This window comes from Acinetobacter sp. AL9 (genome assembly GCF_041464035.1).
GTDB lineage: Bacteria > Pseudomonadota > Gammaproteobacteria > Pseudomonadales > Moraxellaceae > Acinetobacter > Acinetobacter towneri.
Genome location: NZ_JAYFSK010000092.1, coordinates 1 through 5,911 on the forward strand (window position 1 = coordinate 1; position 5,911 = coordinate 5,911).

Here is a 5,911-nt window from a genome sequence, read left to right on the forward strand (position 1 = left end):
TGTACACAGTGCACTGGGTTATGTATCGCCTTTTGAGTTTGAAGCAATGTACTATGATAAGATTAACCCGTTAGGTCAGGTGGCCTAACTTAAATAAAAAAGTCTCCGACAAACCCGGTACGGTTCAAATCTATGGATTGGTTTACCATCTTTATTCACGACACCACATGGGCATTTGTTGCAGAGCTGATAATCCGGGCTGCACTCATGTTTAGCATGATTATTCTATTTTTACGTCTCACAGGGAAACGCGGAGTACGCCAGCTTTCCATTTTTGAATTGGCCATTATTTTATCGCTCGGTTCTATTGCGGGCGACCCCATGTTCACTAAAGATTTACCCTTGGTACACGCCTTGGTGGTGATGACAGTGGTGATTGCAATGTATCGCCTGACCACATGGCTCATGATGAAATACCAACCCTTTGAAGATTTGATTGAAGGTAAATCGCTATATATTGTAGAAAATGGCGAACTTGTCTTAGAAAAAATTAAGTACGGTAAAATGTCGCATGATGAATTCTTTGCCGAAATGCGCCAACAAGGCGTGGAGCATTTAGGGCAAGTACGTGTTGGCTTACTAGAAAGTGATGGAAAATTCAGCATGTTGTTTTTTCATGGCGATGCCACACGCTATGGTTTACCCTTATTCCCTAAAGCTTACCAACCCGTGAACCGCACAACTCCAAACACATATTATGCCTGCATGTATTGTGGGCATGTCCGTTTACTTGAACACGCCAATGAAGTCTGTCCGCGTTGTAATCACCAACAATGGACACTGGCAATCAATACTGCATACCGCAGCTAGAATATGTTGATTTTAGCTGCAACACACCTCTATGCGACTTAAATTGTCGCAGGATTGTCATAATTAAAAGTTATACTGCCTGCGCTGCCGAAGTGAAGCACTGAAAGCGCAAATAATAATTTTTGAAAATCACAAAAACGAGATCGGTATCTACTTCAATGTGGATACCTTTTATACTCCAGCGACTCTTTAAAGGTCGCTTTTATTTTTTCCACTCAATGAATTTTTTAAAGTGGTTTAAGCCTGTCATTCTGTCTTGATGATCTATCTTCTTATTCGAGCGTGGATGAGTGAGCGCTTTTCGCAAGCTTTGCCCATTTCCAGATCGTGACAAGGCATAAAATCGCAACAACACAAATCAACAGCAAGTAATTCGCATAGCCTAAAGCATCGCCCAACATTCCACTCAGGGTATAGAGTACCCCGCTCACAGTCGCCATAATCGCAACCTGAAATGTAAAGTCGGTCCCTGCGTATTGTTTACGGCTGTACTGCATAATCAAGGTCAGCATCACCACAAGTAACATGGCAGAGCACAAATCTTCTGCAGCATTAATGCTATAAATCAGCCAGTGTGCAACATCAACTTGCTGTTCATACAATTCAGCCAAATAAGCATAGGCCACTAAACTCAAAATTTTAAGCACAGAAAAAATGATGAGGGCATGCGCTCTAGACCACCATTTCAGCATCAACCCTGCGATGCCTGCACCCAACAAAGCGGCCATTGCTCCCAACATGGTCACATAAATGCCAATTTGAGAAAAGCTTAAGCCTAAATCTACCATTAAAGGTTTTAATAAAGGGCCAGCCAAACCATCGGCAATTTTAAAGCTGAGTAACACCCATAGCCATGCGTACAGTACAGGCGTTTCCACAAAATAGCGCAGATATTCACGAATCGCAGCAAGACGTGCGTGAAATGACATTTTACTTTGAGCTTGAACAAGCACTTGTTTAGCAGCATGTTGTGGCTCTTTAAACATTAAAATTGGCAAGGTATTTAAAAACACCAATCCCGCTAAAATTAAGAAAGTTTTTTGCCAATCTAGCCAATCCAATGCCCACAGAATTGCACCACCACCCACAATAAAGCCCAGTCGTGAACCAACCACCTGAAAGGTATTACACCAATGTTGCTGTTTGGCTTGTAAAATATTGACCGCCAAACCATCGGTGGCAATATCTTGGGTTGCACCGACCAAGTTCATACCGAGCAAAGCCACAAAAAACACCCACAAATATATAGGATGATTTAAGGACTCAATCGGTAAAAAGGACAGCCCAATCAGCACCAAAACACTCAGCCACTGGCACGGCAAAATCCAGCTACGATAATGCCCAAAATATGAATGTCCAAAGCGATCCACCAAAGGTGCCCAAAACACTTTGATTGACCATGGCAGCATTAACAAACCGAAACCGCCAATATGTGTCAAAGACACACCTTGCGCACGTAAAATCACAGGCAAGGCATGGGTCATAAAACCAACAGGCAAGCCCTGCGCCCAATACAGAGAAAATAACAACAAATAAGTTTGGCGCAAATTGGGCATAGCATCTCAATTTAGATATGGGCAAAAGATCAAAAAAACGCAGTACTACACTAAAATTTTGAATAATGGATTGTTATTTTTCATCACTTTCACATTCAGATTTCGACTATTTTGCCAATGAATCAGACAAAGCGAAAGTCTAATATCTTGAATAGATTTAGATTCATGCGTCATGATATTGGGTATTTATTGTTGTTAATCACGCACGTCAGGATGACATCGCATTCATGAAAATCACCAATCCTTTTGCACGCAGTGCACGGCAATTTCCACAGTTACCCGACCAAGTTCCACAACGTGGAACAGCCAGCAGTCGTGCTTTATTTAAAAATATTTTTTTGGCGCAAGGCTGGCAAATGGTGGGCGAATTTCCCAACTTGCCCAAAGCAGTTGCTATTATCTCACCGCATACGTCAAATATTGATGCGTGGCATGGTTTTACCGCCCTACTCGGTTTAGGTATTCAAATTACTATTTTTGGTAAGCACACTTTATTTGAAACCCCACTCAAGCCACTTTTAAACTGGATTGGGGTAATTCCTGTGGTGCGCCATTCTCCTCAAGGACATACCCAAGATATTATTGAGATTGTACGAAAAAAAGAAAAAATCTGGATTGGTATGGCGCCCGAAGGCACACGTAAACAAGCCGAAAATATCCGCAGTGGCTTTTACCATATTGCCTACGGCGCCAATATCCCAATTGTGATGTTCTCTTTTGATTATGCACACAAAACCATTCATATTTTGGGCGTGTTTCATCCTACGGGCGATTATGCTCAAGATTTAGATGCAATTTATACGCAATATCACGGCAAGTTTTCGGCTAAAAATCCACATTGGTTGGCAAAACCGTTACAAAAGCTTTTGAAAAAGGGCTAGTCAAAGTTTCTATTTTTTGTTCAGATGGGCGCAATATTCTTTGATCTAAATTTAGATTTGATATGCAACTGATTCGTTATTCTTTAGTGGGCGTACTAGCTCTAACTTTGGCTGGCTGCGACAAAACAACAAAAACACCGCCAAGCACCACACCTATCCAAGCACGTGAACCTGTAATTGCACTGGCGCTGGGTGGCGGTGGTGCTAAAGGTTTTGCACATATTGGCGTCATTAAAGTTTTAGAGTCTCACGGGATTAAACCAAAAATTGTCACAGGCACCAGTGCAGGCAGCTTTGTCGGCAGTTTATACGCCAGTGGTAAAAGTCCTTATCAGCTCCAACATATTGCCCTAACCTTTAAAGAATCCGACATTCGTGATTTAACCTTAAACCGTCAGGGTTTTATTGCAGGTCAAAAGTTACAAGACTTTGTCAATCAACACGTAGCCAATAAACCGATTGAAAAATTTCCAATTCGTTTTGCTGCCGTTGCCACACGTTTAGATAATGGACGTAAAGCCGACTTTATTAAAGGCAATGCTGGTCAAGCCGTACGTGCCTCTTGCAGTATTCCGAATGTTTTTGTACCTGCCACCATTGGCGGAACACAATATGTGGATGGCGGCTTGGTCAGCCCAATTCCCGTACAGACGGCTAAAGCGATGGGTGCCGACTTAGTCATTGCAGTGGATATTTCTGCACGTCCGACAGGCAATCAACCTGTCAGCATGTGGGGCTTACTCGATCAAACCCTCAATATTATGGGGCAGCAAAGCATCAATCAGGAATTGGCGCAGGCCAATATCGTGATTCAACCTAAAGTTGGACATATTGGTACTCTAGATTTAAAAGCCAGTAACCAAACCATTTTAGAAGGTGAAAAAGCCGCACAATTACAGGTCAAAGCAATTCTGCAAGCCATCAATAACTTTAAAAAATCACCTGCCGCGCTGAAACCTGCACCGCGTCCGAAATTTTAGGATTCAGTGATTTTTTTAATATTCATAAACTTATTGATCTGTTAAAGTGATGAGAGCGCATCTTTTTAAGTCGATGCGTTTCTCTAAGCAATTAGAATTAACCAATCGTAAAAAATACGCGAGTAGATGTATGGAATTCGTTCTTGAACCTTGGCACTGGTTTGTACTAGGCGTTCTGTTAATGCTTTCAGAACTGGTCTTGCCTGCGTTTGCCGCTTTATGGTTTGGCATTGGGGCAGTCATGGTCGGTATTTTATACTGGATGTTCCCCATGATGGGTACCACTACCCAATTGGTGATGTGGATTATCTTGTCGGTACTGTGTACCTTGGCGTGGTTTAAATTTATCAAACCCTTATCTACCGATAAAACCAAAGCAGGCTTGTCACGCGAAGCCACTATTGGACAAATTGGCATGGTCATTCAAACCAACTTAGAACATGATCAAATTAAAGTCCGTTTCCCGATGCCCGTACTTGGTTCAGACGAATGGAACTGCCGCACCGCAAGCCCTGTGCAAGTGGGAGATCGTATTCGCGTGATTGATATTTTGGGTAATGATTTGGTGGTGCAGCCGCATCACAGCGCACATGACAACGAAAAAGTGAGAAATTAAAATGTCTGGTGGATCTATTATTGTTTTAGCGATTTTAGCCTTTGTTGGAATTACCATTTTTAAAGGCGTGCGAATTGTTCCGCAAGGTTATAAGTGGATTGTGCAACGTCTGGGTAAATACCACACCACACTTGCACCGGGACTTAACTTCGTCATTCCTTATGTCGATGAAGTGGCCTATAAAGTCACCACCAAAGATATTGTATTAGATATTCCATCTCAGGAAGTCATTACCCGTGACAACGCAGTTCTGCTCATGAATGCGGTAGCGTACATTAATCTCACGACTCCTGAAAAAGCAGTGTATGGCATTGAAAACTATACTTGGGCGATTCAAAACCTTGTTCAAACCTCATTGCGTTCTATTGTGGGTGAAATGGATTTGGATGATGCCTTGTCTTCGCGCGATCACATCAAAGCCAAACTCAAAGCAGCCATTTCTGATGATATTTCAGACTGGGGAATTACCCTTAAAACTGTAGAAATTCAGGATATTAAACCATCGCATACCATGCAGGCAGCTATGGAAGAACAAGCTGCAGCAGAACGTCAGCGTCGTGCTACCGTAACCAAAGCCGATGGTGAAAAACAAGCGGCTATTTTAGAAGCCGATGGTCGTTTGGAAGCTTCACGTCGTGATGCAGAAGCGCAAGTTGTATTGGCAGAATCTTCTCAACGTGCCATTGAAATGGTCAGCTCTGCGGTAGGTGATAAAGAAATTCCTGTGGCGTACTTATTGGGTGAGCAATATGTAAAAGCCATGCAAGATATGGCGAAATCCAACAATGCCAAAACTGTGGTCTTACCTGCAGATGTCCTGAATACCATTCGTGGTGTTATGGGTCGCAATAATCCATAAGCAAATCAGATAAACATCAAGATGATAGGCAGCTTTCAAGCTGCCTATTTTATGCCCATTCAGAAAAAAATCTGAAATATTTTAGGACTTACGCACTATTATTTAAAGATTCTCTGTGGTAGCAGATGATTTTTATCGAGAATAAAGTCATCAATGAAGCTTTTGATAATTGGTCTAAATAATTTCTTCTGCCAACGATATACATTTTC

At 42.1% G+C, this 5,911-nt stretch carries 6 protein-coding genes and 1 pseudogene; 5 read left to right on the forward strand and 2 right to left on the reverse strand.

Going from position 1 to position 5,911, the window contains the following annotated elements; translation table 11 throughout:
- Positions 1-132 precede the first annotated feature (132 nt).
- Positions 133-810 carry a YetF domain-containing protein gene (locus ACEO2X_RS13055; protein ID WP_371972123.1) on the forward strand — a complete coding sequence of 226 codons (678 nt, stop codon included), beginning with the start codon at positions 133-135 and terminating at the stop codon, positions 808-810.
- A gap of 272 nt (positions 811-1,082) precedes the next feature.
- On the opposite strand, the gene ACEO2X_RS13060 is transcribed toward ACEO2X_RS13055, so the two are convergent.
- On the reverse strand, positions 1,083-2,366 hold the full coding sequence (locus ACEO2X_RS13060; RefSeq protein WP_371972124.1) for an MFS transporter: 1,284 nt from the start codon (positions 2,364-2,366) through the stop codon (positions 1,083-1,085).
- A 227-nt stretch (positions 2,367-2,593) separates the two neighbouring features.
- On the opposite strand from ACEO2X_RS13060, the gene ACEO2X_RS13065 reads away from it, so the two are divergent.
- The 4 genes from ACEO2X_RS13065 (at position 2,594) to ACEO2X_RS13080 (ending at position 5,702) form a co-directional block, all read left to right on the forward strand.
- On the forward strand, positions 2,594-3,247 hold the full coding sequence (locus ACEO2X_RS13065; protein WP_004972299.1) for a 1-acyl-sn-glycerol-3-phosphate acyltransferase: 654 nt from the start codon (positions 2,594-2,596) through the stop codon (positions 3,245-3,247).
- Between the two features lie 62 nt (positions 3,248-3,309).
- Positions 3,310-4,227 carry a patatin-like phospholipase family protein gene (locus ACEO2X_RS13070; RefSeq protein WP_096902052.1) on the forward strand — a complete coding sequence of 306 codons (918 nt, stop codon included), beginning with the start codon at positions 3,310-3,312 and terminating at the stop codon, positions 4,225-4,227.
- Between the two features lie 130 nt (positions 4,228-4,357).
- Positions 4,358-4,843 carry an NfeD family protein gene (locus ACEO2X_RS13075; RefSeq protein WP_131260698.1) on the forward strand — a complete coding sequence of 162 codons (486 nt, stop codon included), beginning with the start codon at positions 4,358-4,360 and terminating at the stop codon, positions 4,841-4,843.
- 1 nt (position 4,844) lies between these two features.
- The gene (locus ACEO2X_RS13080) at positions 4,845-5,702 is read left to right on the forward strand and encodes an SPFH domain-containing protein (RefSeq protein ID WP_004972306.1); all 858 of its coding nucleotides are present in this window, start codon (positions 4,845-4,847) and stop codon (positions 5,700-5,702) included.
- Between the two features lie 98 nt (positions 5,703-5,800).
- Here the strand turns inward: ACEO2X_RS13080 and ACEO2X_RS13085 are convergent.
- Positions 5,801-5,911: pseudogene (locus ACEO2X_RS13085) on the reverse strand (IS701 family transposase); the annotation flags it as partial.